Source organism: Acinetobacter boissieri (assembly GCF_900096955.1).
GTDB classification, from domain to species: domain Bacteria; phylum Pseudomonadota; class Gammaproteobacteria; order Pseudomonadales; family Moraxellaceae; genus Acinetobacter; species Acinetobacter boissieri.
The window spans coordinates 57,442-84,202 of record NZ_FMYL01000010.1; the positions used below are offsets into that span (position 1 = coordinate 57,442).

Here is a 26,761-nt window from a genome sequence, read left to right on the forward strand (position 1 = left end):
TGTTTAGTACTTGAAGTTGAGCGTCAGTACGCCATTACGCCCTTCTGCTTCGGTTGCATAGTGTGATGCATAGGCTTTGGTGAAGTAGCGTGTATTACTCACATTGTTTACATTTAATTGAATGTCAATATTTTTGTTTATAGCATAACGCGCCATCACGTCATAACGGGTGTAGCCTGAAACCCATAATGTGTTTGTGGTGCTACCATACACTTTGTCACTTGCAACCACACCTCCACCAAGGGTGAGTTTTGGTGTGATTTTATACGTAGACCATAATGTTGCACTGTTTTTAGGTACGTTTGGTAGTTGTTTTCCACGAGTTTGAATGGCTGAACCATCACGTGTGCTTACACCAGGATTGCCAGATTGGATTGCATCTAGGTAGCTATAGCCTAAGGTAATATCCCAATTATTGGTGATATTACCATTTAAGCCAAACTCAAACCCATTTACACGGCTTGCACCACCATTGGTATATTGCGTTGGTGATACGGCAATACGTGTATTTTGCTTTTCTGTGCGAAACACGGCTGCAGTGACATTGGCACGGCGGTCAAATAAATCCCATTTTGTGCCAATTTCAAAAGTACGAGCTTTTTCCGGTTGTAGTGCTTTATAAATTTCTGCAATGCTTTCAGAGCCATCGCCTGCACTAATCCCTACAGGGTTGGCTGAAGTCGCAAAGCTTGCATAAATACTGCCTTGTTCTACAGGCTTGTAAGTTAGGCCGGCAGTGTAGCTAAAGAAATTACTTTTACTAATGACAGTCGTTGGTATTGCCATTGCGGTATATGCAGTGCTGCTTACAGTTGCATAGTTGTATTGTTTGGTATTGAAGTTATCCCAACGTACGCCAAGATCGAGTAACCACTGTGGCGTAAACTCAATATTGTCTAAAATATAAAGGCCAGTATTCTTGGTTGTGTTTTTAAGGGTATAGCCAGAAATGAGTTTACTAGACCATGCATCATATGAATTTGGGTTGTATAAAGAGGTGCAATAGCCATTGGTTGTGCCAATACCGTAAGTTGGATTGGTTTTGTTCGTGCCTGTACCACAAGACTGCGCTGCAGATAAGCCACTGGTTACACCATAACTGCCTTTGTCTGTTGCTTGATGGCTGTAATCAGCACCTAGGCTCAAGCGGTGTGTAATAGAGCCTGTGTTGAACTTACCTTGTAAAGCCAATTGGTCGGCAAAGGTTTCGGTATCTGTAATACTTGAGTTTGCTCTACGCCATACTTTTCCGTAAGTCACGTCGCCTTGAGAGTCGTCAGGTTGAGTCCAAATGTAATCATTCTTTGAGCGATTGTACGTGACAATATTTGAGAGGTTAAAGCCATTGTCAAACGCGTGTTCAAGTTTGAACGTACCAATATGATTTTCTTGCTTTTGGAAATCACGGTTGTGTAAACCATAGTAGATGCCTTGTTTAACATCTACAGGTTTACCATAAACACCCGTGCCTTTGGGGTTACTATAAGGTACACCAGAGTCTGGTGTGTCATTTGTACGTAAATAGTAGTAGCTGAGCGTGGCTTTAGTCGGTGAGTTTGTACCAAAAATAATGCTTGGTGCAATACCTACACGGTTGTATTCAGCGCCATCTTTTTGACCTGCTTTGGTATTTTGGTGACCCATTACGACCACACGGCTTGCAATGCCGTTGTCAAAGTTTTTGTTGCCGTCTAGTACAATACGGCGGTAGTCGTCGGTACCACTAGAGATTGAACCCTCAACAGCATCGGTAAGCTTAGGTAGTTTTGTAATAATATTAATATTACCACCGGTTGAACCACCACCGCCAAGCGTTGAGGCAGAGCCTTTGGTGACTTCTACTTGTTCTACATCAAACATTTCACGTTGTTGAGAGGTTGCATTACGAACGCCATCAACATAAATTGAGCTTTCTGAGTTATAACCACGAATAAACGGTCGATCACCGTTTGGGTTGCCACCTTCGCCTGCACCAAGTGTAATTCCAGGAACAGTACGTAGTGCATCACTTAAGGTTGTGACTTGTGTGTCTTTAATGAGCTTTGATGAAATCACATCAACAGATTTTGCAGTATCTAGTAGGGGTACAAGGTATTTACTATTTGCTGATTTATCAACTTTTAAGCTTGCTTCTAGTCCATGTGCTGAAATTGTTGGTAGATTTGCTGCATCTTGTCCAGCAATCACAGTGCCTGATGCAATAGAAAGAGAAGAGAGGAGTGCTGAAGAAACAATTTTTTTTCGTGTTTTAATGAACGACATGTATTTTCTCGTAACAAACTGTAGTGATTTTATAAACAATAATGATTATCGTTAATTTTATATTCTTTTGGAATAGCTAAAATCTATTTTTTTATATTTTAAGGGATTTGATGAAGTGTTTAATTTTATCTTTTTGATTTATATTGTTATTTAAATTAACCATCAAAATCTAAATTTGATTGATATTATGGTTTTATTGGTCTTATTTTTTTAATTTTATTTTAAGGTTGTTAGCAGTCACATGATTAATATGTGACTGCGTTGGTTAATTTAGTATTTAAAGTTAATTGCTAACACCGCATTACGGCCATCGGCTTGCATTGCGTAGTGATAGTGTGCGTTGCTGAAATACAGCTTATCTGTAAGGTTGTTAATGTTGAGTTGTAGATTTACATTGTCTGTAACTTTGTATTTGAACATGGCATTATAAACTGTATATGCGGGTACATATTTGGGTGTATTACTGTTGGCAAGATAAGACACTACAGATTTATCATTGTACTGTGCGCCTGCACCAATAATAAATTTTGATGTAATTTTATAGGTACTCCACAGTGTTGCACTGTTTTTTGAAACAAAGGGTAGGGCTTTGCCTTGTCCTGCCAATGATTTTGCATCATACGCAGAAGCGCGTGTAAGTTTGCTGTCTAAGTAGCTATAACCAGTTGCGATATTCCATTTGTCAGTTAAGTCACCGGTTAAGCCCAACTCAAAACCATTCACGCGACTTGTTCCAACATTGGCGTAGCCTGTTGTATCGACTTGAATACGGGTATTTTGTTTTTCAGTACGAAATACAGCAGCAGTCACATTGGCTTTATTATTTAAAATATTCCATTTTGTGCCGATTTCATACGTGCGTGCTTCCTCAGGTTTGAGATCGTTGGCTTGGTTATTGGTCGTAATAGAGTCTGAGCCATCGCCTTGGTCTACGCCTACAGGGTTAGCAGATGTTGCAAAACTTGTATAAATACTGCCGTTTTCTGTTGGCTTATAAATTAAGCCTGCTTGGTAAGAGAAAAAATCGGTATCGCTGGCGTAGCGTTGACCTGCACTATATTGCACACCACGTAGGGTAAGCGGATAGTTGTATTTTACATCGGTATTAAATTTATCCCAGCGTAATCCTAAGTTCAGTAACCATTGTGAAGAAAACTCAATGCTGTCTAAAGCATATAGGCCAACACTTCGACTACGTGTTGTTGAGTAACCCTTTACAGCAGTTGCGGTGTCGCTATAGCTATCGTATGGCGTTGGGTTGTATAGGGTGGTGCAGTAACCATAGCTACTATATTGGCAAGATTCACCCTTACCGTTAATGATATTGTGGCTTTGATCTTGTATATCTAACCCTGTGCTTGGATTAAAACCGTTAAATGAATAAATGCCCATATTGGTAGATTGATAGCTCCAATCTGCACCAGTACTGAAGTTATGTTTTATATTGCCTGTATTAAATTTACCAGAAAGTGCCATTTGGTCACTGTAGGCATTGGTGTCTGAAATACGGCTGACTGCACGGCGGAAAATGGTGCCATATTTTGCAATATTACCACTTGAATCATCTGGATTGGTGGCAATGTAGTTGGTGGTCGAGCGGTTGTAAGTAAACGTGTTGCTTAAGTTTAAACTGTCAGTAAAATCATGTTCGAGCTTAAATGTACCCACTTGATTTTGGCGACGGTCAAAATCACGGTTACGCCAACCATAATAAGTGCCTTTAGCAACGGCATATGGTGCACCACCCGTGACAGGAAATGGAATTCCTGCATCTGGCAGGTCATCACTTTGTAGGTAGTAGTAGCTCAAAGTACCTCTTGTTGGTGTACCAAGTCCAAAAGTAAAGCTTGGGGCAATACCTACCCGGTTGTATTCAGCACCATTTTTTTCACCCGGTTTGTCATTTTGATGCCCCATAATGACCACACGGCCTGCCATGCCATCACCAAAGTCTTTGTTAGCATCTAAGCTAATATGGCGATAATTGGCTGTGCCACCTGCAATCGTGCCTTCATATTGGTCACCAGCATGAGCTTGTTTAGTAATTAAGTTAATGCTGCCCCCGGCACCACCACCACCTGAAAGTGCAGAGCTTGAACCTTTAGTAACTTCTACTTGTTCTACATCAAACATGTCTCTGTTTTGGGACGTGGCATTTTTAACACCATCTACATAAATAGAAGATTGAGCACTATAACCCCGAATGTATGGAATATCAGTAAATGGTGTGCCACCTTCACCTGCAGCAAGTGTAATGCCTGGTGTATTTTGCAGTGCTTGCGTGAGAGAGTTAGAGTTTGTGTCTTGCAGAAGCTTTTGTGAAATCACATCTACACTTTTAGGGGTGTTAATTAAAGGTGCAACATATTTACTATTTGCCGATTTAGCAGTGGTATAGCTAGGTGTGCTAGGTGTTTCTATTGCAGCATGTGCATCAATGGTGCTCAAAGTGGTTGTATCTTGTGCAAAACTTGCACCTGCAACTAAGGATAACGAGGAGACGATTGTAGACGAAACTATTTTTTTACGTGCTTTTATGAAAGACATAATTGATGTGTAACCCTGTATTGGTGTTGTTGTGTGATAAATAATAATCATTATTAATTTGAGTGCTAGCTTGCTTTATAGCAAACAGGTAACTGGTCTGTTTACTTGTGTAATTTTTATGTATTTTTTTTATTTAAATCATGTGTTTAATATTATATTTTTTATAACAATAATCATTTAGACTTTAAGTATTATTTCAAATAAACAAGTTGCTTTTTGTTAAGTTTTTATTAAGAAGTTTGTGAGAGAAGTGAATGAATTTACTTAAAATTTCGACCAAAACATAAACTTACAGCAAAACTTTGTATATATTGCTGGTATAGAATATAATACGCCACTTTAAAAAATTGTTTATTACTCACACGTTAAGTAAGTAGAGGAAGCCATGCAAGTAACGACTGAAGCGGTTTCGGGTGTTGCCCGTCGTTTAAACGTATCTGTACCGACGAGCCGTATTAATGAGCAGTTCGAAGCTCGTTTAAAGCGCACTGCCAAAACTGCGAAAATCAACGGCTTCCGTAAAGGTAAAATTCCTTTAAATGTGGTACGCCGTGAATTTGGTGCAAGTGTTTATCAAGAAGTGGTAAACGACATTATTCGTGACACAGTGTTTGAAGCAATTCAACAAGAAAAAATCAATGCTGTTGGCATGCCAAACATTGAAAAAGTTGAAAACAAAGAAGATGCTTTAGTATATGAAGCCACTGTAGAAGTGTATCCAGAAGTTGAAGTGAAAGCATTTGATGGCTTAGAAGTTGAGCGTCAAACATCTGAAATTAAAGATAAAGATGTTGATCAAATGATCGAAAACTTGCGTAAACAACGCCAAACTTGGGCAACAACCAAGGGTATGGCTAAAAAAGACATGCAAGTGACTTTCGATTTTGAAGGGTCAATTGATGGCGAAAAGTTTGAAGGCGGCGCTGCACAAGACTTTAAATTGGTGCTTGGCGCAGGTCAAATGATTCCTGGTTTTGAAGACGGTATTGTTGGTATGAAAACGGGTGAAGAAAAAGTGATTGATGTCACTTTCCCTGCAGATTACCAAGCAGAAAACCTTGCAGGAAAAGAAGCGCAATTTAAAATTAATGTGAAATTGGTTGAAAAGCCAAAATTACCAGAAATTGATGCAGCATTCTTTGAAATCTTTGGTTTAACTGAAGATCAAGGCATTGATAAACTTAAAGCAGATGTACGCAAAAACATGGAACGTGAAGTTAAAAATGGCTTACGTAACCAAGTGAAAGCGGCAACATTTGATGCGCTTGTAGCAGCAAACGACATTGAAGTACCAAATGCGATGCTTGCACAAGAAATTGATCGCCTACGTCAACAAATGATTCAACAATTTACACAACAGTTTGGTGAGCAAGGTGCTAAAGCATTTGATGCAAGCCTACTACCAGATGACTTGTTTAAAGAGCAAGCTGAACGTTCTGTAAAATTAGGTGTTTTAGTAAGCACTGTATTGGCGAATGCTAAACTTGAAGTAGATCCGACACGTGTAGAAGCCTACATTGACGAAATGTCATCTTCTTACGAAGATCCAACTGAAGTGATTGAATACTTCAAAAATGATGCACAGCAACGTTCACAAATTGAAGCTGTAATTTTAGAAGATCAAGTGGTAGATCATATTTTAAGTACGGCTAAAGTGACTGAAAAAGCAGTGTCTTATGAAGACTTGCTTAAGGAACAACAAGCACGTCAGCAACAAGGTTAATAAAGTTTTGTGAAAAAAGGCGCACAAATTGCGCCTTTTTTTATGAAAAGATTTGAAATCTACGAGCTTATATAAAATCAGTGCAACTATTTGTGTGAAGTCGGTTTAAATTTGAGGATACACTTTGCAATTTTAAGGATTATCCCTCATATTGTTGTCGTAAGTAACAAGAAAATTTTAGGAAAAATAAAGCTATGTATGTTCCAAATATAGAAAATGCTTTAGTCCCAATGGTTGTTGAACAATCTTCTCGTGGTGAGCGTTCTTTTGATATTTTTTCTCGCTTATTGCGTGAGCGTGTAATTTTTCTCACGGGTGAAGTCGAAGACAACATGGCTAATCTGATTGTCGCGCAAATGTTATTTTTAGAAGCAGAAAATCCAGATAAAGATATTCACTTATACATTAATTCACCGGGTGGCTCAGTTACTGCTGGCATGGCAATTTATGACACCATGCAATTTATTAAACCAGATGTGTCGACTATCTGTATGGGCCAAGCAGCTTCAATGGGTGCATTTTTGCTAAATGCTGGTGCAAAAGGAAAACGTTACTGTTTAGACAATGCACGTGTAATGATCCATCAACCTTTGGGTGGCTTTCGTGGTCAAGCATCTGACATAGAAATTCATGCACGTGAAATTTTATTTATTAAAGAGCGTTTAAACCGTCTTATGGCTGAACATAGTGGTCAGGATTATGAAACTTTAGCACGTGATACAGACCGTGATAATTTTATGACAGCACAAGCCGCTAAAGAATACGGTTTAGTCGATGATGTACTTAGCAAACGCCCATAATTTAAAAATTAGTGATTGGAGAAATCATGTCCGATAATCCTCAAGGACAAAAACACTGTTCATTTTGCGGAAAAACTCAGGCAGAAGTCGGTAAGTTAATCGCTGGTGAAGATGCATATATTTGCAATGAATGTGTTGATGTATGCTTAGATTTAGTACAAACGAGTCAGCAAGTGGATGGTGGCGAGTGGGCAACACGTCCACTGCCTAAGCCACATGAAATTCGTGCTGCCCTTGACCAATATGTGATTGGGCAAGATGTTGCGAAAAAAACGTTGTCTGTGGCAGTCTATAACCATTACAAACGTTTGAAAGTGACTGCAACTGCACATCAACATGCCGAAGTTGAATTGGCAAAAAGTAATATTTTACTGATTGGACCTACAGGTTCAGGTAAAACATTGCTTGCGCAAACTTTAGCACGACTACTTGATGTACCGTTTGCAATGGCTGATGCGACAACACTTACAGAGGCAGGCTATGTTGGTGAAGATGTTGAAAACATCGTGCAAAAGCTGCTACAAAAATCTGATTATGATGTAGAGAAAGCACAAAAAGGCATTATCTATATTGATGAGATTGATAAAATCACCCGTAAGGCTGAAAATCCATCAATTACCCGTGATGTGTCTGGTGAAGGTGTACAACAAGCATTGCTTAAAATGATTGAAGGCACAGTCGCTTCAATTCCACCTCAAGGTGGGCGTAAGCATCCGCAACAAGAGCTGATACAAGTCGATACTTCAAATATTTTATTTATTTGTGGTGGTGCATTTTCTGGCTTAGAAAAAATTGTACAACAACGCCAAGAGAAAGGTGGTATTGGCTTTAATGCAGAAGTCAAAAACAAAGATGACACTAAAAAATCATCTGAGTTATTTAGCCAAGTAGAAGCCACTGATTTGGTGAAATTTGGTCTGATTCCAGAGTTTATTGGTCGTCTACCTGTACTCGCAACACTTGAAGAGCTTGATGAAGAAGCACTGATGCAAATTCTAACTGAGCCTAAAAATGCGTTAACACGTCAGTATCAGTATTTATTTGATATGGAAAACGTAGATTTAGTCTTTGAAGATGAGGCTTTACGTGCAGTGGCTAAAAAAGCCTTGGCACGTAATACAGGTGCGCGTGGTTTACGTACTATCTTAGAAAATGCATTGTTAGAAACGATGTATGATTTACCAAGCCGTGGTGATGTTGGTACAGTAGTCATTAATGCTGAAGTGGTGAATAACAAGGTACAACCTGAACTTAAACCTGAGCGCCAGCCAAAGAAATCAACGGAAGATAAGCATGCAGATCTTAAGCTATTGAGCAAATAAGTGATTGATTTGAATTTAAAAAATCGTACCTTAGGGTACGATTTTTTATGCTTATTTTTTAACAGGTAACTGCATCAAAATATTTTGTGTGTCTTGAGAAATTTTCTGTTGAAAACTCATACTTTTTGCAAGGTTGGCAATTGAAATGGCAACTTGTTGCTCAACTGCAGCATTGACTTGTGCATTTTTACTCATAATTGAGCGACCTTCAGGCGATTTTAAAAATTTTAAATAGGCTTGAATTTCTTGGTCTGTATAGTAAGTTGCGTAAACACCTTCAATGCTTTGTAGCATATTCATGCGTTTTAAGTAGTCTTGTGATGTTGCAAACATACTTTGTGTCAGCTGATCAACCACTTGCAAGTCTCTTGCTGTGAGTGGGTTATGGCCTGTACGTTGTTCTACCATTTGTGTAGCACGTTGCTTATAAATTGGTAACATACTATTGATGGTGTTATTTAGTGTACGGCTTGCATCAGTTAAGCTCATGAGTTCTTGAGTGGGTGAGTTTGCATAAATATGAGTGCTTAGACTTGTTGCCAAGGCAAATAAACCGACATGTAATAATTTTTTGTACATAAGCATCTCAAAATAAATAACGTGTTTAGAGTGTATACTGAAATGATAACGCATTGTATACACTCATGTTTAGCTTAGAAGTGAATGGTTGATATCGTTATTTATTTTTCTTTAGATTCTTTAGGTAGGCTCTTTAAAATTGAATCTATTTCTGTATATCTTTTTTGTTGGTCAACTTTAGTTTGTGGGTTACTGAAAATATTTATCATGTTTTGCATTGTTTCTTATTAATCGATTGCCCTTCAGGTGTTGACAAAAATTTAATTAAAACTTGTAGCTCTTCTTCTGAATAATATTTTTTAAAGATTTGGCTGATCAGTGAAGGCATGTTGGCTTGTTGAATTAACTGGCTGGTACTATCTTTAATAATTTGTCCAATATCTTGTGCTGCTTTTTGTTCTTGTAGATTTAATGTTTGATGTCCTGTTCTTTTTTGTACCATTTGAACGGCTTGTTGATCAAAAACTTTACCAAGGTTTGTTAGGCTTTCGGTCATCATTTGATTGACATGACTTAGCTCAATGGCTTGTTGTACTGATGCATCAGTTGCAGGCGCGGCATAAGTTATATTGAATAAGCTACTACCAATCAGTGCGCTTGTGAATAATATTTTTTTTAACATGGAGTTTCTCGTTTCGTTATGTGGAATGGTCATATGATGAACGGGATTATTTCAAATTACTTTATATGAATCATGTGAGAAGGAAAAGCATAAATCTACTTTCCTTCGAATACTGTTACTGTTCAATAACAATGCGGCCATTGAGAGGTTGAATAGGCCGCTGGTTATGATGGTGAGATAATCGTGTTTTGAATATGTCTAATTGTTGATTAGACAGGGTTAAAGGTTGTTTGAGTATAATCCAAATCAGACCTTCAGAGCATGGTGGCGTAGTGAGTGAGCCTGAAAAGCGATAATAGCCATGATTCTTAGGAATAAACTTTTCTATATTAATATTTTGACTAAATATTTTATCTTCATTTTCTTTTTCAGGTACATTTTTCCATAGTGTATTTAATTCACTATTTTCTTGCCCGATATTAAACATCACGGCTAATACAGCAAGCTCTCCTTTGTTATTTACATGAACAAAATGCATTTCTAATGGATACTGTTTACCATAAATTTCATTTTCACTGGGTGTATGAAAGTGAAATTGTTTTAAAAAGAATTTTTCATGATCTATCTCAATATAGTCATGGTGGTCATCATTTTTTGTATTGATTTGTACTGTATGACCGTTAAAAATAATATCGTTAGGTGATGCTTTGTATTGAATATCTAGTTTGTGTTTTGTTGTACTTTTATAAGTCTGTGCAATATTAATGGGCGTTTGGTTTTTTCCTGTTTCGCAAGTTTTAAATTGCTCGCTCAAACTGCCCCAGTGTTCAGGAGATACATCTTCGTCATATCCCCAATGGGTGGTTTCAGAGGCGAGCACTGCTGTATTTAAAGTAAAGAAAAAGCAACTGAACAGAAATAATCTCATTTTATTTTAGCCTGATGGTGTGGTTAAATAACGGTATATTGTGATTTAAATCACATTTATTTAACTTACGTAGGTAAGCTTAAAATAATCTTAGCTTCGAGATATATAATGTGGGCTAAGCAATCTTAGCCCACATCTGTTAGTTTACCATCGCATCTATGAGGGTAATTTGGGCAATTTTTTCTTGCCAAATTTTAGGTGAAATCGCATGTATAGAGGTGCCATTCACATCAACCGCTACAGATACAGGCATATCTTCAACTACAAATTTATAAATGGCTTCCATGCCTAAGTCTGCAAAAGCAACGACTTCAGCTTGGCGAATGGCTTTAGACACCAAGTAAGCAGCACCACCTACGGCCATGAGATACGTGGCTTGGTTATCTTTAATGGCGCTAATTGCAAGCGGGCCACGTTCAGCTTTACCAATCATGCCAAACAAGCCTGTGTTTTCTAAGACTTGACGGGTGAATTTATCCATACGGGTGGCGGTGGTTGGGCCTGCAGGGCCAACGACTTCATTGTTAATAGGATCTACTGGACCCACGTAGTAAATAAATTTACCTTTAAGATCTACAGGTAGTGGTTGTTTTTTTTCAATCATTTCAACCAAACGCTTATGGGCAGCATCTCGGCCTGTATACATGGTGCCACTCAAAAGTAGTGTATCACCCGGTTGCCATGTATTCATTTCTGCTTGGGTGATGGTGTCTAAATTAACATGTTTGGCTTTTGATGATGACCATGTAATGTCTGGATAGTCACTTAAGCTCGGGGCTTGTATATGTGCAGGGCCTGTGCCATCGAGATGAAAATGCGCATGACGAGTGGCTGCACAGTTTGGAATCATGCCTACAGGCTTTCCTGCGGCATGGCATGGGTAGTCTTTAATTTTAATGTCTAGCACTGTGGTCAAGCCACCTAAACCTTGTGCACCAATACCAAGCGCATTGACCTTTTGAAAAATCTCAATTCTAAGTTCTTCAATTTTATTTTGTGGACCACGTTTGAGTAATTCATGCATATTAATTTCTTCCATGAGTGACTCTTTGGCCAGCATCATGGCTTTTTCAGCAGTACCACCAATACCAATGCCGAGCATGCCCGGTGGACACCAACCTGCACCCATGTTAGGTACAGTATTGACTACCCAATCGACAATAGAGTCTGATGGGTTAAGCATGGCAAGTTTTGATTTGTTTTCTGAGCCACCGCCTTTGGCTGCGACTGTAATATTAACCGTGTTACCCGGTACCAACGTGTAGTGAATGACAGCAGGTGTATTGTCTTTGGTATTTTTACGGCCAAAAGCAGGGTCGGCCAGTACTGATGCACGCAAAATATTGCTATTTTCTAGGTAGCCTTGGCGAACACCCTCATTAATCGCATCATCTAAACTGCCACTGAGTTCGAATTTAACATCTAGTCCAACTTCTACAAAAACATTCACAATACCTGTGTCTTGGCAGATGGGGCGGTGGCCTTCAGCACACATGCGAGAGTTAATTAAAATTTGAGCAATCGCATCTTTGGCCGCAGGGTTGGCTTCATGGTCATAGGCACGACTCATGGCCTGTATGAAATCTTTTGGGTGATAGTAAGAAATGAACTGTAGCGCATCTTTGATAGATAGGATCAAGTCTTCTTGCTTGATAATTGTGGTCATAGCATATTCTCTATTTGCGGGCGTTGGCTAGCAGATAGAATTATATGACAAAATTGTAAGCTTGTATGAGATTACTTAGATTTTTAGCAGGTTGAAAAGAGCTCGTGCTGATCTAAATATCAACACGAGCAGTACTTATGCAGATTTTTCTGCTTGAATGGCGGTGAGAGCAATGGTAAAGACAATGTCATCGACCAATGCACCACGTGATAAGTCATTTACAGGCTTGTTGAGCCCTTGTAGCATTGGCCCGACACTAATGACATTGGCCGAACGTTGTACAGCTTTATAGGTGGTGTTACCTGTATTTAAGTCAGGGAAAATATAAACGTTGGCTTTTCCTGCCACTTGAGAGTCAGGCGCTTTAGACTTTCCTACACTTTCTACAGAAGCCGCATCGTATTGTAATGGGCCATCAATGACCAAATCTGGCCGTTTTGCTCGTACAAGTTGTGTGGCTTGCGTAACTTTTTCTACGTCTGCTCCTGCGCCCGATGAGCCTGTAGAGTAACTGATCATGGCAATACGTGGTTCTATACCAAAGGCTTTGGCTGAGTCGGCAGATTGTATGGCAATTTCAGCCAATTGCTGGGCACTTGGGTTTGGGTTAATGGCACAGTCACCATACACATAGACTTCATCTGGCAGTAGCATAAAGAATATTGAAGATACTAGCGAATATTCTGGTGCAGTTTTAATCAGCTGAAAGGCAGGTCTAACTGTGTTGGCTGTGGTATGTACTGCACCTGAAACGAGGCCGTCGACCTCATCGAGTGCGAGCATCATGGTGCCAAGGACCACAGTGTCTTTGAGTTGCTCTTTTGCTTGTGTCAGTACCAATTTACCTTTACGTCGTTCAACCATCGCATCTGCGTAACGGTCTTTGATTTGATCTGGGTCTATAATTTCAAGATCGGGTGGGAGTTTGAGTTGTCGTGCTTTGACAATATCATATACAGCTTCAGGTTTTGCCAATAGTACGCACTGCGCAAGACCTCGTGTTTGACAAATGATGGCTGCTTCAACTGTACGAGGTTCATCGCCTTCGGGCAAAACAATACGCTTTTTATGTGCAATTGATTTTTGTACAAGCTCGTAACGAAAAGCTGCAGGCGAAAGACGAGGTTGGTCTTGATGTTGTATATAGGTTTCTAGCCATGTTTGGTCGATATGACTGCCTACAAAACGAGAAATTTTTTGCGCACGTTCTATGTCTTGTATAGAAATTTCATAGTTTAAGTGGTTTAAATGCTGTATGACTTCTAACGGATTTAAAGGGGTATGTAATACGGGTAAGCCTTGCTCAAGTGCAGATTGACAAAAGTCCATTATAGTTGTTTTTGGTGCTTCTCTTTCGGTAAGGACTAAGCCAGCTAAGGGTATGCCATTTTTCGTGGCTATACTGCTGGCTAAAAGTACATCTGTACGTTCACTCGCGCTAATAATGAGTTGTCCTGCAGTAAATTGATTCAATTCAACATCAATATATGAGCTAATAAGACGATGACCGAGTACACGGCGTTCTTTTGCTTTGCCTTTATTGAGCCATGTGGCGCTTAGCGCATCGGCAATATCTAAAGTACGTGGGACACTCAGTATGTTACTAAATGGCACAAGGCCAATTATTGGAAGGGTAGATGTGCCCACAACTTGGCTATATTTTTGCAGTTGCTGACTCAATAGTTGCGTTTCTTTTATGAGTCTTAAACTTGGGTCGAGTGTGACAGGAATATGCGCAGACTGCTCAGTTAAGCCTTTGGTACGCATAAAGAGTACGCCCATTACACGGTTGTTTTCTAGGCCACCAAGTGACTTGAGATTTGCTTCAAGATGAAGTGCCGTTTGTTTAGGTGCATTTAGATCGGCTTCACTCACGAATAAAATCTTGGCATTGAGTGCTTTGGCCAATTGTAAATTAAAGTGCTGGCTTGCATAGCCATCGCTTAAAGGCGGTAGCCCTTCAACCACAACCACATCTCTAGATTGAGCAATATGGCGATGTAGTCTTACAGTTTCTTCAAGTAATTCGTCTGTTTGATTGGAGGTGATGGCATCAAGCACTTGTTGCTGTTGTAAAGATGCGACAGGAATATCTTGAAAAAGTTGTTGGTATAGTGCAGACGTTTGGCTGTGTGCTGACTCAAATGACTTTAAAAAACTTGATTTAATACCGTTACAGTCTAAGGCATAAATTAGGCCCAAACTTGCAGAGGTGAGACCAACACTTTCTTTTGTAGGTATAAGGAGTAAGGTGTTCATGGTTAAGATCCCGACAGTATCAGTAAGATGATAAATTATAAATGGCGAATGACATGTTGTGTTTCTTGAGCAATACGTCCTTCTTCATCGGTTGGAATCACCCAGATTTGTGGCCCTTTGCCTTGGTCAATACGTCCTTCTGTGCCACGGGGGAGTGATTTGTTCTGTTCTAAATCGAGTGAAAAACCAAAGTGTGGTAGGTATGCCATAGTTTTCTCTCGGACATATGCTGAATTTTCACCAATACCGCCTGTAAAGACTAAACCATGAATTTGAGGTAAACCACAGCTAATGGCGGCCAATGATTTGGCTAAGCGGTATGCAAAAACTTCAATAGCTAATGTTGCATCGGCATGGCCTTGTTCAGAGGCTTCAACCAAAGTACGCATGTCATTTGAGAGGTTAGATAGCCCCAACAAGCCACTTTCACTATTGAGCATTTTATCAATGCGTTCCAAGCTCCAGCCTAAGTTGTTGGCAAGAAATTGGTGTAGGCTTGGGTCGACATCGCCACTGCGTGTGCCCATTACAATGCCTTCAAGTGGGGTGAGTCCCATAGAGGTATCTACACTTTTACCATTCCAAACCGCACAGGTGGAGCTACCGTTACCAAGGTGTGCGGTAAGCCAACCGCCGTGTTTAATTGCCCCTGCCAATTGCGATGCACGTTCTGAAACATAGGCATGGCTAGTACCATGAAAGCCGTAACGGCGTACATTGTGTTCGCTAAATAAAAATTTAGGCAATGCATAGCGGTAGGCATGTGCTGGCATGGTTTGATGAAATGCAGTATCAAATACCGCCACTTGAGGCAATTCTGGAAATAGGCGCATGGTGGCTTCAATACCAATCAGATGCGCTGGGTTGTGTAGTGGTGCAAGTGGCGTTGCCTGACGAATAGATTGAATAATTTCTGGTGTGAGCAGTTCGGCTTTAGTGAGTGTACCGCCGTGAACAACACGGTGGCCAATGGCTGTGGGTTGATGTTGTGAAAGGCGTTGTAATAAGACTTCAAGTGCTTGTTCGTGGTCTGCATAAGGAAGGCTAAGGTCAAGTGGCTGTTCACCAAAGGTCATGCCCCGAATTCGTGCATGTTCTGAGCCTAAGTTTTCAGCAAGGCCAGAAATGCGCGTGTCGAGTTGGTCTGAAATGAGCGCATATTTAATGGATGATGAACCGCAGTTGATGATTAATGTAGATGTTGACACGTCATATTTCCTTATTTGAGCCAATGTTACTTCACATTAAGCAAATTTATAGGCCAATAATGCCTAACCCTAGTATTGCTTATCTTATGACTTTAACAGTATGTTTATGAAATGGGAATCGGTTTTTCATGTGTGATATATTCAGCGATGAGCATGTATTCTTTGAATTTTTTATGTGCTTTAAAATAAAAAAAGCATACCGAATAAGGGTGGTATGCTTTTTAAAAGTATTGAGTTTTTAAACTATTGACGAATTTCGCCGTGTCCAAAGACAATCCATTTTTGTGAAGTGAGACCTTCTAAACCAACAGGGCCACGAGCATGAATTTTGTCGGTTGAAATACCAATTTCAGCCCCTAAACCGTATTCAAAACCATCAGCAAAGCGTGTAGATGCATTGATGATGACTGAGCTTGAGTCTACACAGGCTAAAAACCTCTGCACTTTAGAGAAGTTTTCTGTCACGATTGCATCAGTATGGTGCGAGCCATAATGGTTAATGTGTTGAATGGCATGATTCATATCGTCAACCACTTTAATGGCTAAGATTGGTGCAAGGTATTCAGTTCCCCAATCTTCTTCGGTGGCAGCAATGACATTTTGGCCTAAAATTGCTTGGGTTTTTTCACAGCCACGTAGTTCAACCTGCTTTTCTAAATAGTACGGTGCAACTTTTGGCAAAAATGTAGCTGCAATGGCTTGGTCAACCAAGAGTGTTTCCATAGCATTACATACGCCGTAGCGGTGTGTTTTGGCATTCACAGCAATTGGGAGTGCTTTAGTAAAGTCAGCTTCTGCATCTACAAAAACGTGGCAGTTGCCATCTAAGTGTTTGATCACAGGAATACGTGCATCATTGCTAATGCGCTGAATGAGTCCTTTACCCCCACGTGGAATAATGACATCTACATAGTCGGTGAGGGTAATCAGCTCACCCACAGCCGCACGGTCAGTTGTTGCAACGACTTGTACTGCGGCTGCTGGAAAGTCGATCTGTTGCAATGCGGTTTGAATGGCTTGTGCTAAGGCTTGATTTGAGGCGAGAGCTTCTGAGCCACCACGTAAAATAATGGCATTCCCAGATTTAAGTGCGAGAGAGGCTGCCTCTAGTGTGACATTCGGGCGAGACTCATAAATCATACCCACTACGCCTAAAGGCACACGCATTTTACCCAGCTGTATACCACTTGGGCGGTATGACATATCAGTAATTTCACCGATTGGGTCTTTGAGGCCAATAACATCTTTTAAGCCTTGTAGCATGCCATCAAAACGTGCAGCGTTGAGTTCTAAACGGTCAAGTAACGCGGCATCGAGTTGATTGGCTCGACCATTGTTCATATCTACTGCATTGGCTGCTAATATTTGATCTTTTTGTGCAATCAGTGCTTCATGTATGGCAAGTAATGCATCATTTTTAGTTTTAGTAGAGGCTGCTGCTAAAAATTGTGCAGCAGCTTTGGCATGTTTGCCAAGGGTCTGCATATAGTCTTGAATAGAGGATTGCATATATAAAAATTGTAGTTGCTAGAATTAATTAAATATTAACAGCCTGATCATTGAAATAAAATCGAATCAGGCGAGGTAATCTAAGTAATTTTACGTGAAAGTAGAAAATTTTTATAAAGCACGTTTATTGAGTTGCTGTGATAACTGATCGCCCAAGTATTGAATGAGCATAACCAAGACAACCAATACAATAATTACAGCCACCATAATGTGTACGTCAAAGCGTTGATAGCCATAGCGGTAAGCCACATCGCCTAAGCCACCTGCACCAATTGCCCCAGCAATTGCAGACGAGTTAATCATGGTGACTACAGTCACTGTAAATCCAGCCACAATTCCAGAGAGGGCTTCTGGTAAAAGGACATGCCAAATAATTTGTCGCCGATTACACCCAATGGCTTGAGCCGCTTCTATTAAGCCAAAATCGACCTCTTTTAAACTCACTTCTGCAATACGTGCAAAAAATGGCGTTGCTGCCAGCGTGAGTGGAACAGTAGCTGCCCAAAGGCCATAGCTTGTGCCAACAATCCAGCGGGTAATGGGAATTAGCGCGACCATTAAAATTAAAAAAGGAATGGATCGGGTAATATTTACAATGGTACCAAGGATAGTATTGATTGTTTTTGATGGATAAATGCCACGTTGGTCGGTACATACCAAAGCTAAAGCTAAGGGTAGTCCTAAACAAAAGGCCAATAGCGCAGACCCCCCCACCATGACCAAGGTATCTAGTGTGCCTGTAAGCAGTAAATCAAATAATTGATTCGACATAGCCATGCTCCTTGATGTGTAAAGAACTCAAGCTGTTTTGTTGTGTAATCTGCGGTGTAGAAGGTTGAATGGGGTAGGCAATAAGTAGTTGCCCGACATGATGCTGTTGAATTTGATCGACCTGACTGTGTAGCAAAACTGCAGAAGGAAATGGACGAAGCAATGTTTGTATATCAAATAATTGATTTTTGGCATGTGCATATTGAATGCTGAGCGCATGATAGCGATGCTGTGCTGCACGTGTAGTTGACAGTGCTGAATGAAAATGAGGAATATTTCGCTGTAATAAATCTTGTGTAATTTGGTGTTGTGGTGACGAAAATACCTGCCAAACTTGACCTTGCTCTATAATTTCTCCTGCATCAATCACCACGACTTCATGACAAATTTGTTTAATGACTTGCATTTCATGGGTGATTAATACAATGGTAATACCCAACGTTTGATTAATTTGTTGAAGTAGTTGCAGAATGGTTTGCGTACTTTCAGGGTCTAAGGCAGATGTGGCTTCATCACACAGTAAAATTTCTGGGTTATGAATGAGTGCACGAGCAATGCCAACCCGCTGCTTTTGACCGCCTGACAGTTGTGATGGGTAATGTTGTGCTTTGCTTTCGAGCCCAACCAAAGTCATGAGTTTTTCAACTTGCTGTTTTATTTTGTCAGCAGAATAGCCCGCCACTTTTAGAGGGAGGGCAATATTTTCCCACACTGTTTTTGTAGACAGTAAATTGAAGTGTTGAAAAATCATGCCAATACGTTGTCTCAGCTGAATCAGTTGTGCATGGCTAAGCTCTGACAGCGCGTGTTCTAATACATACACCTCTCCGCTACTCATCGACTCTAGGCCATTGAGCGTACGTAAAAGGGATGATTTTCCTGCACCACTACGACCGATAATGCCACAAATAGAACCCTTTTTAATATTGAGGTGAATGTCTTTGAGGGCATGCATTTTTTCATGCGAGTTTTGCCCAGTATAGTATTTATTTAAATGCTGTATTGAAATATGCAGATGATCTGTCATTGTTACCACCCCGGATACCATAAAGGTGCGCCAATTTCACGATTTAAAGCCGCTTTCACTTCAGGTGAGTGTTGATAGATTTCGACAAATTTTTGTAGTTGATCATTCTTATCTTCATAATTGTTTCGGACTGCAAACACAATGCCATACAGTTTATCTGCATTTTTATTCAGTAATAGTGCATGTTCTGGATCAATGGTTTTGGCCAGTTTTAAGTAGTGTGGATAACTAAAAACGAGGTCGACATCATCGACTGCACGTGCCGTTTGAGGGCCTTCCATTTCTACGAATTGTAAGTTTTTAGGGTTGTTTGCAATGTCTTGTAATGTAGAAAAAGGATTGCTGGGCTCTTTTAGGGTAATTAATTGTGCTTCTTGCAATAAGAGTAAAGCACGACCTTCATTGACAGGGTCATTGGGTACGGCAACACGGGCTTTATTGGGAAGGTCATCTAGGTGTTGATATTTTTTAGAATAGAGCCCCACGCGAGAGGCAGCACCCACAGCAAACACTTTCAATTGGTAATGGCCTTCTTTAATTGCATTGTCTAAAAAAGGTCTGTGTTGGAAAAAGTTGGCATCTATGTCGCCGTGATCTAAAGCAATGTTGGGCATTTTCCAGTCGGAAAATTCAACCAACTTCACATGGATCCCTTGTTTTTGCGCTTCTGTAGCCGCAACATTTAAGACCGATGTAAAGGCAGGTGTTGTGCCAATAACCAATTCATGGCTTTGGGTTTGACGTTGTTTATTCCAAACAAATAAGCCTGCAATAATAATGATTGCAATAGCGACCCCTGTAAGTATTTTTTTATTTGATATATGAATCACTCTTTTTTAGTGCATGTTGTTTTGCGGGGTGATGAGCGGGTAAGTAGGGTTCTTGCTTAAATATTTTTTGCCTTAATGTGCCTGCGTCGTACCGAGTTTTATAACGTCCTTGTTGTTGTAGTTCAGGAATTACCCAATCAATAAAATCGTGGTACGACTCAGGGGTTACTGTGCGAGTTAAATTAAATCCATCAATGCCTGTTTCATCTAAAAAGTGAATCAGCTGTTGGGCAATCTGTTGACCACTACCTATAAATAATGGGTAACGCCCACCGAGCTGATGTTGCTGTTTTAATTGATGTGGTGTAATGGATTGAGATTTAAATTTTTTATTAATAGATTGAATACTATTGGTCTTTTTATATGGGATCGTTTCATGTTCGTCATATTGCGCTAAATTTATACCGACTGAACTTGAGTAGTGTGCTAAGCCTGCTTCGGGACTGGCATAACGTTGGTATTCTTTAAATTTATCTTGAGCCTGCTGTTCGGTTTCGGCCGTCACCACGGTAATGCCGACAAAGATTTTCACTTCATCGCGGGCTCTACCTTGTTTCGTGAGGTGTTGTTGAATATTTTCAACATGCTGTTTTACTTGTGCAATGGTGTCGCCACCAATAAAAATACATTCGGCATGCGTGGTGGCAAAATTCATTCCTGCATTTGATGCGCCCGCTTGAAACAAAACAGGTGTTCTTTGTGGTGAAGAAGAGACTTGAAACACACCTTGGCTTTGATAAAACTGTCCATGATGTTGTACTTCATGAACTTTTGACGGCTCTGTAAATATGCGTGCTGTTTTATCGTGGCGTAAGGCATCGTCTTGCCATGAATGTTCCCAATATTGATAGCAGACATTTAAAAACTCATTGGCTTGTTCATAACGTAAGTCATGTTCGGCAAGTGTTTTTCGTCCAAATAGTCGCTCTGCACTGTCTAAATAGCCAGTAACAATGTTCCAACCGATACGACCTTGTGTTAAATGGTCTAAACTGGCAAAACGTCTGGCCAATGTATAGGGTTGTTCGTAGCTTAAGTTAACAGTGACACCAAAACCAAGATGCGTCGTTACAGCAGCCATGCCAGAAATGAGTGTCATTGGGTCATGGCTTGGCAGTTGCACAGATTCTTTTAACGTGACATCAAGGTTGTTTTGATAAACGTCATATACCCCAATAATGTCGGCAATAAATAGACCGTCAAATAAACCACGTTCAAGGGTCTTTGCCAAATCAGTCCAATAGTTCAGTTCATTAAAACGGTAAGATTGGTCGCGAGGGTGTGTCCATAAACCATGGTTAATATGACCTGCACAGTTCATGTCAAATGCATTGAGTAAAATCTGCTTGGTCATTAGAGCGTTCCTCTTCGAGGGGGTAAAACATGATTAAGCACATAGTTGCCAATAAAGTAATATTTCCAACGTGCGGCATCGTGCAAGGTATGTACTCGTGCATTACGCCAATACACATCTAGGCCTTTGCTACGTTGGCAACCCCGACTGCCTGCCAGTTCAATCAGTTTAGATGATGCTTTTAATGCAGTTTCAGTACTGTGCGCTCGAACACGTGCAACATGTATAGAAGCCTGTGCAATATTTTCTGCATTTGGCTGTGGTTTAATGGCATCAATGTATTTGGCTGCTTCTTTTAAGAGTAACTCTGAGGCTTTGACATCGACTGCCACATGGCCAAGTTCATACAGGGTTAATGGATCTTGTGTTGCAGATGTAACATTGGCATCAATCCATGGCCGTGCATGCTTGATTTGTTGTAAGGTTTCTTCAAATGCTGCACGTGCAATCCCCACATCTATGGCAGCATGTAATAATTGGGCGTAAGGGCCGACCAAGGTGGGTTTTAGAAACACATCACTAAATGCCACTACATCTTCTGCATCGACATAGACTTGATCGAGTTTAACCGTGCCACTGCCAGTGAGGCGTTGTCCGAATGCCTGCCAGTCATCAATAATTTGAAGTCCTTGGGTGTCTTTTTTAATAAATGCTAAGTATTCATGCCCTTGTTGGTCTTTAACTAAGGTAGAAATGCGATGTGCAAATAAGCTACCTGTGCAATAAAACTTTTCTCCTTGAATGAGATAGCCTTCACCATGTGGGGTTAAATAACTGTGTTTTTGGGTTGCATTTTTAGATTTAAATTCTGCTAAGGCATTGCCAAAACGTGCACCGTGTAACACCTCTTGATACAGTCTTTTTTTCTGTTGTTCTGTACCTGTGTTGCGTAATACCTCAAGTGCATAAAAATGATTTTGTGGAATCTGCCCAATAGAGCCATCAGCACCACTCAGCAATGCAATGACTTGTGTGAGTGTTTCAGCAGAAACCTCAGCACCACCGTACTGTTTAGGTACACTAATGGCCCATAAACCAGACTGACTAAGGGCTTCAATGTCTTGAAAGGGCAAAATACGCTCTTGATCTCTTTGCGTTGCATGTTGTTTGAGTTGTTGGCTGAGTTGGTTTGCTACACGTAATGCTTCTTCATCAGAACGAATAATATGTGCAGTATCTGGTTGGTAAATGTGTGGATATGAGCTCATTTTATTTTCCCTTAGATCCAAGCATGTCGGTTTGGAAAAGCCTGATTTAAATAGTAATTACCCAGTGCATAATACTTCCAACGCACAGGATCATGTAGGGTATGTACTCGAGCATTACGCCAATGTTGGTCTAAATTGTGTTCGCTGAGTGCAGCACGGCTACCACCGAGTTCTAATAGTTTTTCTGAAATATGAAGTGCGGCATGGTGAGCATATATTTTGGCTTCAGCCACGCTGATCGATGCTTGAGCAATATCGGCATCAGTTAGGGTGTTTTGGGATTCTAGATGATCTAGGATTTCTGCAGCGTGATTTAATAATAAAATGCTGGCTTGTAGCGTAATATCTAACTTTCCAACCTCTTGTAATAAATAGGGTTCTTCTGAAGCATGATTGACTTGAGCATCGGCAATGGGTCGAGCTTTTCTCACGGTGCTTTGCAGGTCTTGAAAAGCACCTTCTGCAATGCCAACATCGATTGCGACTTGCAATAGTTGTGAATAAGCGCCTCGGTAGTTTGGCGAAAGGGTTAAACGCCGTTCATCAAAAATTAGAAATGGGTCAATTTTGACATGATTAAGCTTGATGCTCCCACTGGCTGTTGTACGTTGACCAAATCCATCCCAATCATCAATAACCTCAATACCTTGAGTATTTTTTTCGACTAAAACCAATGCAACATACCCTTCAGGATGCTGTGCTTTAATAGCCAGCCAATCTGCAAAAACACTTCCCGTAGAGTAAAACTTTTCGCCATTTAATACATAGTCATCGCCAATTTTACGTAAGGAAGTATGTATTTTTTGCACATGGGCCGTATCTTTTTCAGGTCCTGCATTGGCCAAGAATTTACCTGATAAAATTTGCTCGAAAACAAATTTTTTCTGAGCTTCACTGCCAATTAAATCAATGGTATGTAGCACACCAAATTGATTTTGTGGAATTTGTCCAACACTGGCATCTGCTTTGGCCAATGTACGAAAGATTTGACTCAATGTGAGGTGTGATACATGTGCACCGCCATATTTTTTGGCAATTCGGCAACCAGTTAAACCTTTGTACGCCAATGCTTGAATAATGTCTGTAGGTAAGATTCGCTGTTGGTCACGCATGTTACGTTGTTCTAAAGCAATATCTGCAATCTGGTAAGCGACATTAATCGCATCGATATCATTTTGAATAATTTTTTGTTTAAACAGACCCATAACCAACACCTAGTTTTTTTTATACGCTAGTGTGAGAGTAAATAAATAACAAATAAAAAATAGAGAAAAACTTATCACATAATATGCATTTTTTAAAAATACTAGAATATATATTGAATAGCATATAAAGCTATTTACTTATCTAAAAATAATGCTGTTATTTTAAAATAATTGTTTTAGTTTAATAAAAATACAGATAACACGAGTATTTAAAATATGACACATTTAAATCATGAGTTTAAATTAATAGACTTATATAAAAATACAGATAAGCATTCTCTAATTGGTCAGTTGTGGGGTAATCCACCCTCAGCACGTTATGAAGCACTTGCTCAAAACTTTAGACCCGTTTTTGCAAAGATTAAACAGGGTGCTTTACTTCGAGAACAGCAACATATTTTGCCCCATGAGCAACTGCAATGGTTAAAGCAAGCAGGGTTTACCCGGTTGAGGCTACCAAAAGAATATAACGGTTTTGAGGCGACCATTCCTGAGCTTTTTGCATTACTGGTAGAGCTTGCTGAAGCAGATGCAAATTTACCGCAGATCTTACGTGTACACTTTGGTTTCAGTGAAGATTTATTACTTTCCAAAGATGCTATATTTCAAGAAAAGTGGCTACAAAGACTGGCAAAGAATGAAATTATAGGTAGTGGCTGGTCTGAAGGTGGGAGTGAGTCACAGCAGCAATTTCAGACGCATATTTATAAAGATGATCGGGGCCGACTTAAAGTATCGGGTAAAAAATACTATACCACCGGTAGCTTGTTTGCAGATTGGGTTGATGTTGGAGTCACTGATTTACAAGGAAAATCTGCATCTGTTTTAGTCAATCGTCATCACGAAGGGGTATCTATTGTAGATGATTGGAATGGTTTTGGTCAGCAATTAACAGCCAGTGGTAGTGCCATTTTTCATGCCGTTGACATAGAAGCCAGTGATGTTTTGCCAGATGCAATCCGTTTTAAATACTCTGCAGCATATTATCAATTGGTGCAGTTGGCGATTATTGTTGGTTTAGGCCGTGGGCTCACCCAGCAGTTATCACAAGCGGTACATCAGCGCTTACGAAACTATAGTCACGCCAATGCAAACTACAGCCGTGACGATGCTCAAGTGTTGCAAGTAGTTGGCAAAGTACGTGGTGCAACTTATACGGCAGGCATCATTATAGAAAAAAGTGCAGAGGCTTTACAGCGTGCTTTTATTGCAGGTTTAGCAACAAACTTACAGGCAGAAGCTGAACAAAATGCAATTGTTGAATTAGAAACAGCACAAGCGCAAACCGTAGTCACAGACTTACTTTTAAATGCATCAACCATTGCTTTTGATGCGCTAGGTGCATCGGCAATAGATAAAAAACACGGCTTAGATCGTTACTGGCGTAATATTAGAACATTAAGTTCACATAATCCAAGAATATATAAAGACCGTATTGTTGGGGATTTTAGTGTAAATGGTCATTTACCGCCGTACCAATGGCGTATTGGTAATATAGAGTCATTAAAAGCCAGTTAATGAATAATAATATACATGATTTATATAATGCATTTTATAAATTATAAAATATAAAAATTGGTGATTTAAAATGACTAAAAAAATAAGCTTTAATGCGTTTGAGATGAATTGTATTGCGCATCAATCCCCTGGTTTATGGCGACATCCTCAAGATCGATCACTTGAGTACAATCAGATTGAATATTGGACTGATTTGGCAAAAATTTTAGAACAAGGGAAATTTGACGGTATTTTTATTGCAGATGTTTTGGGTATTTATGATGTTTATCATCAAAGTGCCGATGCTGCACTGCGAGGTGCAGTACAAGTCCCTGTCAATGACCCTTTGCAAGTCATACCAATTATGGCCGCAGTCACCACACATTTGGGCTTTGGTTTAACCACATCGGTTTCTTTTGAGCATCCTTATCCATTTGCTCGCCGTATGAGTACTTTAGATCACTTAACTCGGGGACGTATAGGGTGGAATATTGTGACCTCTTATTTAGAGAGTGGTTCTAAAAATATTGGATTAAAAACACAGTTAAATCATGATGAACGCTATGATTTTGCCGATGAATATTTAACAGTATTGTATAAATTATGGGAAGGGTCTTGGCAGTCAGATGCTGTAAAACGAGACAAGCACAGTGGCATATTTGCAGATGCAAATAAAGTGCATAGTATTGACCATGTTGGTCAGTATTTTTCGGTACCGGGCATACATCTTTGTGAGCCATCGCCTCAGCGTACCCCTGTGCTTTATCAGGCAGGGGCATCTAGTCGTGGGCAAACATTTGCGAGTCAGCATGCAGAGTGTATTTTTATTGCAGCACCTTCTAAAATTGCAACCAAAAAATTGGTGCACAGTATTGAACAGCAGTTAATCCGTGCGGGGCGTCGCCGTGAAGATGTAAAAATTTATGCATTGGTATCGATTGTTACAGATGATACAGATCAAAAAGCCACAGCTAAATTTAAAGAATATCAGCGCTATGGTAGTCAAGAAGGGGCACTCACTTTACTTTCTGGTTGGTCGGGTGTCGATTTTTCCAAGTATCAAGCCACAGATCAGGTGGAATATGTGCATAGTAATGCCATTCAGTCATTACTTGATTCTTATGTAAATGCTGACCCGAACCGTGTATGGACAGTGGATGAAATTGCACGTTGGAATACTTTGGGAGGAAATGGCCCTGTTTTTGTGGGGTCGGCACCAACAGTGGCAGATACTTTAGAGTCTTGGGTTGAAGAGACTGGCGTAGATGGTTTTAATTTGGCCTACATTTTAGCCCATCAGAGTTTTATAGATATTGTGCATTGGATTGTCCCAGAATTACAACGTAGAGGTGTTTATCCATTAGAATATGAGCAAGGTACGTTACGACATAAACTCTTTCAAAAAGGAGATATTATTTCAAAGACGCATCAAGCATATCAATATAAACATGCGTAGTAATGAAATATGTTTTAAACAGGATATTAATTCCTGTTTTTTTATTTC

The 26,761-nt window shown here is 40.0% G+C and carries 20 protein-coding genes; 5 read left to right on the forward strand and 15 right to left on the reverse strand.

Annotation, left to right across the window (positions count from 1 at the left end):
• Positions 1–3 precede the first annotated feature (3 nt).
• A complete protein-coding gene (locus BLS38_RS10675) occupies positions 4–2,262 on the reverse strand; it encodes a TonB-dependent receptor (protein ID WP_092749434.1) in 2,259 nt (752 codons plus the stop codon).
• A gap of 270 nt (positions 2,263–2,532) precedes the next feature.
• Positions 2,533–4,809 carry a TonB-dependent receptor gene (locus tag BLS38_RS10680; protein WP_092749508.1) on the reverse strand — a complete coding sequence of 759 codons (2,277 nt, stop codon included), beginning with the start codon at positions 4,807–4,809 and terminating at the stop codon, positions 2,533–2,535.
• 385 nt (positions 4,810–5,194) lie between these two features.
• Here BLS38_RS10680 and tig point away from each other — a divergent pair, with 385 nt between their 5' ends.
• The 3 genes from tig to clpX all read left to right on the forward strand — a co-directional run bounded on the left by tig (position 5,195) and on the right by clpX (position 8,654).
• The gene (gene tig, locus BLS38_RS10685; protein ID WP_092749436.1) at positions 5,195–6,532 is read left to right on the forward strand and encodes a trigger factor; all 1,338 of its coding nucleotides are present in this window, start codon (positions 5,195–5,197) and stop codon (positions 6,530–6,532) included.
• A 194-nt stretch (positions 6,533–6,726) separates the two neighbouring features.
• The gene (gene clpP, locus BLS38_RS10690; RefSeq protein ID WP_092749438.1) at positions 6,727–7,332 is read left to right on the forward strand and encodes an ATP-dependent Clp endopeptidase proteolytic subunit ClpP; all 606 of its coding nucleotides are present in this window, start codon (positions 6,727–6,729) and stop codon (positions 7,330–7,332) included.
• 26 nt (positions 7,333–7,358) lie between these two features.
• The gene (gene clpX, locus BLS38_RS10695; RefSeq protein WP_092749440.1) at positions 7,359–8,654 is read left to right on the forward strand and encodes an ATP-dependent Clp protease ATP-binding subunit ClpX; all 1,296 of its coding nucleotides are present in this window, start codon (positions 7,359–7,361) and stop codon (positions 8,652–8,654) included.
• A gap of 51 nt (positions 8,655–8,705) precedes the next feature.
• Here the strand turns inward: clpX and BLS38_RS10700 are convergent, their stop codons facing one another.
• The 13 genes from BLS38_RS10700 to BLS38_RS10760 form a co-directional block, all read right to left on the reverse strand.
• Entirely contained in the window at positions 8,706–9,233 is a 528-nt protein-coding gene (locus BLS38_RS10700; protein ID WP_171258574.1) for a DUF2059 domain-containing protein, read from the reverse strand.
• Between the two features lie 205 nt (positions 9,234–9,438).
• Positions 9,439–9,855 (reverse strand): DUF2059 domain-containing protein, encoded by a 417-nt coding sequence (locus BLS38_RS10705; protein ID WP_092749444.1) that lies wholly within the window; start codon positions 9,853–9,855, stop codon positions 9,439–9,441.
• Positions 9,856–9,970: 115 nt separating this feature from the next.
• Complete coding sequence (locus BLS38_RS10710) at positions 9,971–10,723, reverse strand: carbonic anhydrase (RefSeq protein ID WP_092749446.1); 753 nt, start codon at positions 10,721–10,723, stop codon at positions 9,971–9,973.
• 139 nt (positions 10,724–10,862) lie between these two features.
• Positions 10,863–12,389, reverse strand: coding sequence for a fumarate hydratase (locus tag BLS38_RS10715; RefSeq protein ID WP_092749448.1), 1,527 nt, complete (start codon positions 12,387–12,389; stop codon positions 10,863–10,865).
• A 135-nt stretch (positions 12,390–12,524) separates the two neighbouring features.
• Positions 12,525–14,648: a phosphate acetyltransferase gene (gene pta, locus BLS38_RS10720; protein ID WP_092749450.1), complete on the reverse strand. Its 2,124-nt coding sequence runs from the start codon at positions 14,646–14,648 to the stop codon at positions 12,525–12,527.
• 35 nt (positions 14,649–14,683) lie between these two features.
• Entirely contained in the window at positions 14,684–15,856 is a 1,173-nt protein-coding gene (locus BLS38_RS10725) for an acetate/propionate family kinase (RefSeq protein ID WP_092749452.1), read from the reverse strand.
• Between the two features lie 243 nt (positions 15,857–16,099).
• Positions 16,100–17,365, reverse strand: coding sequence for a glutamate-5-semialdehyde dehydrogenase (locus tag BLS38_RS10730; RefSeq protein WP_092749454.1), 1,266 nt, complete (start codon positions 17,363–17,365; stop codon positions 16,100–16,102).
• Positions 17,366–17,476: 111 nt separating this feature from the next.
• Entirely contained in the window at positions 17,477–18,136 is a 660-nt protein-coding gene (locus BLS38_RS10735; RefSeq protein WP_092749456.1) for a methionine ABC transporter permease, read from the reverse strand.
• The gene (locus tag BLS38_RS10740; protein WP_342028003.1) at positions 18,117–19,163 is read right to left on the reverse strand and encodes a methionine ABC transporter ATP-binding protein; all 1,047 of its coding nucleotides are present in this window, start codon (positions 19,161–19,163) and stop codon (positions 18,117–18,119) included. The genes BLS38_RS10735 and BLS38_RS10740 overlap by 20 nt, the downstream gene beginning before the upstream one ends.
• 2 nt (positions 19,164–19,165) lie before the next feature.
• Positions 19,166–19,993, reverse strand: coding sequence for a MetQ/NlpA family ABC transporter substrate-binding protein (locus tag BLS38_RS10745; RefSeq protein ID WP_092749460.1), 828 nt, complete (start codon positions 19,991–19,993; stop codon positions 19,166–19,168).
• On the reverse strand, positions 19,974–21,347 hold the full coding sequence (locus tag BLS38_RS10750; protein ID WP_092749462.1) for an LLM class flavin-dependent oxidoreductase: 1,374 nt from the start codon (positions 21,345–21,347) through the stop codon (positions 19,974–19,976). The genes BLS38_RS10745 and BLS38_RS10750 overlap by 20 nt, the downstream gene beginning before the upstream one ends.
• Complete coding sequence (locus BLS38_RS10755) at positions 21,347–22,555, reverse strand: SfnB family sulfur acquisition oxidoreductase (protein WP_092749464.1); 1,209 nt, start codon at positions 22,553–22,555, stop codon at positions 21,347–21,349. Before BLS38_RS10755 ends, BLS38_RS10750 begins: the two co-directional genes overlap by 1 nt.
• 11 nt (positions 22,556–22,566) lie before the next feature.
• On the reverse strand, positions 22,567–23,760 hold the full coding sequence (locus tag BLS38_RS10760; RefSeq protein ID WP_092749466.1) for an SfnB family sulfur acquisition oxidoreductase: 1,194 nt from the start codon (positions 23,758–23,760) through the stop codon (positions 22,567–22,569).
• 216 nt (positions 23,761–23,976) lie between these two features.
• On the opposite strand from BLS38_RS10760, the gene BLS38_RS10765 reads away from it, so the two are divergent.
• A complete protein-coding gene (locus BLS38_RS10765; protein ID WP_092749468.1) occupies positions 23,977–25,278 on the forward strand; it encodes an acyl-CoA dehydrogenase family protein in 1,302 nt (433 codons plus the stop codon).
• A 70-nt stretch (positions 25,279–25,348) separates the two neighbouring features.
• A complete protein-coding gene (locus BLS38_RS10770; protein ID WP_092749470.1) occupies positions 25,349–26,713 on the forward strand; it encodes an LLM class flavin-dependent oxidoreductase in 1,365 nt (454 codons plus the stop codon).
• Positions 26,714–26,761 lie beyond the last annotated feature (48 nt).

What these genes read in the sequence shown, in the direction of transcription:
- BLS38_RS10675 (WP_092749434.1), bottom strand. Translation starts at nt 2,262, where the DNA reads ATGTCGTTCATTAAAACACGAAAAAAAATTGTTTCTTCAGCACTCCTC.
- BLS38_RS10680 (WP_092749508.1), bottom strand. Translation starts at nt 4,809, where the DNA reads ATGTCTTTCATAAAAGCACGTAAAAAAATAGTTTCGTCTACAATCGTC.
- tig (WP_092749436.1), top strand. Translation starts at nt 5,195, where the DNA reads ATGCAAGTAACGACTGAAGCGGTTTCGGGTGTTGCCCGTCGTTTAAAC.
- clpP (WP_092749438.1), top strand. Translation starts at nt 6,727, where the DNA reads ATGTATGTTCCAAATATAGAAAATGCTTTAGTCCCAATGGTTGTTGAA.
- clpX (WP_092749440.1), top strand. Translation starts at nt 7,359, where the DNA reads ATGTCCGATAATCCTCAAGGACAAAAACACTGTTCATTTTGCGGAAAA.
- BLS38_RS10700 (WP_171258574.1), bottom strand. Translation starts at nt 9,233, where the DNA reads ATGTACAAAAAATTATTACATGTCGGTTTATTTGCCTTGGCAACAAGT.
- BLS38_RS10705 (WP_092749444.1), bottom strand. Translation starts at nt 9,855, where the DNA reads ATGTTAAAAAAAATATTATTCACAAGCGCACTGATTGGTAGTAGCTTA.
- BLS38_RS10710 (WP_092749446.1), bottom strand. Translation starts at nt 10,723, where the DNA reads ATGAGATTATTTCTGTTCAGTTGCTTTTTCTTTACTTTAAATACAGCA.
- BLS38_RS10715 (WP_092749448.1), bottom strand. Translation starts at nt 12,389, where the DNA reads ATGACCACAATTATCAAGCAAGAAGACTTGATCCTATCTATCAAAGAT.
- pta (WP_092749450.1), bottom strand. Translation starts at nt 14,648, where the DNA reads ATGAACACCTTACTCCTTATACCTACAAAAGAAAGTGTTGGTCTCACC.
- BLS38_RS10730 (WP_092749454.1), bottom strand. Translation starts at nt 17,365, where the DNA reads ATGCAATCCTCTATTCAAGACTATATGCAGACCCTTGGCAAACATGCC.
- BLS38_RS10735 (WP_092749456.1), bottom strand. Translation starts at nt 18,136, where the DNA reads ATGTCGAATCAATTATTTGATTTACTGCTTACAGGCACACTAGATACC.
- BLS38_RS10740 (WP_342028003.1), bottom strand. Translation starts at nt 19,163, where the DNA reads ATGACAGATCATCTGCATATTTCAATACAGCATTTAAATAAATACTAT.
- BLS38_RS10750 (WP_092749462.1), bottom strand. Translation starts at nt 21,347, where the DNA reads ATGACCAAGCAGATTTTACTCAATGCATTTGACATGAACTGTGCAGGT.
- BLS38_RS10755 (WP_092749464.1), bottom strand. Translation starts at nt 22,555, where the DNA reads ATGAGCTCATATCCACACATTTACCAACCAGATACTGCACATATTATT.
- BLS38_RS10760 (WP_092749466.1), bottom strand. Translation starts at nt 23,760, where the DNA reads ATGGGTCTGTTTAAACAAAAAATTATTCAAAATGATATCGATGCGATT.
- BLS38_RS10765 (WP_092749468.1), top strand. Translation starts at nt 23,977, where the DNA reads ATGACACATTTAAATCATGAGTTTAAATTAATAGACTTATATAAAAAT.
- BLS38_RS10770 (WP_092749470.1), top strand. Translation starts at nt 25,349, where the DNA reads ATGACTAAAAAAATAAGCTTTAATGCGTTTGAGATGAATTGTATTGCG.